Below are 767 nucleotides of genomic sequence, written 5' to 3'. Positions count from 1 at the left end.
ACTCATTGGGCAAAACAACAATTCGGTAAATCGGACTTAGGTGATCCAAGAAGAACAGCGCGTCTGGTAAAGTTAGCATCAACGCTTGCAAATGAACCAGGAAAACCACTTGTAAACATCACTCAGTCCCCCGCCGATATGGAAGGTGCCTACCGCTTTATTCGCAACGAGAATATTGACGCAACGGCTATAGCAGAGTCAGGCTTTAAAGCCTCGGTTGAACAAGCAAAAAGTCATAACTTATTGCTCGCATTAGAAGACACGACCACACTAATTTATAAACATTCCTCCATTCGAGATGATTTGGGTCATGTCGGACGAGGAGCAAAACAACGAGGCTTGTTAGCTCATAGCGTATTACTGTTTGCGCCAGACACAAAGCAAGTTGTGGGATTAATTGAACAGTCTCGCTGGAGTCGTGATATCAACACGATTGGAAAAAGAGAAAAACACGGGACGACTTCTTACGAAGAAAAAGAAAGTTACAAGTGGGAGTCAGCGTCACGAGCGATGGCAGAGCGGATGCAAGGACAAATGGCGAACGTGATATCGGTGTGTGACCGCGAAGCGGACATCTACGAATACTTGCAGTATAAACTGACCGAGCAGCAACGATTCGTCGTACGCTCGATGCAAAGTCGTCATATTGAAGAAGGTGAGGATAAGCTCTATGCGTTTGCAAGCGAGCTGATGAGTGCAGGCACCAAACACATCCACATTGCACAAAAAGGAGGAAGAAAAGCCCGAAGCGCAACACTGGATATCAC

1 protein-coding gene is annotated in these 767 nt (G+C 46.2%); it reads left to right on the top strand.

Features of this window, described 5'->3' with window-relative positions; genetic code table 11:
* On the top strand, positions 1-767 hold a 767-nt coding region (locus H5126_RS21235; RefSeq protein ID WP_182758582.1), incomplete at both ends, for an IS4 family transposase.

The organism is Pseudoalteromonas sp. SG45-3 (assembly GCF_014164075.1).
Lineage (GTDB): Bacteria > Pseudomonadota > Gammaproteobacteria > Enterobacterales > Alteromonadaceae > Pseudoalteromonas > Pseudoalteromonas distincta.
Note: the sequence above shows the minus strand (reverse complement) of the source record. Positions and strands in the feature narration are given on the sequence as shown.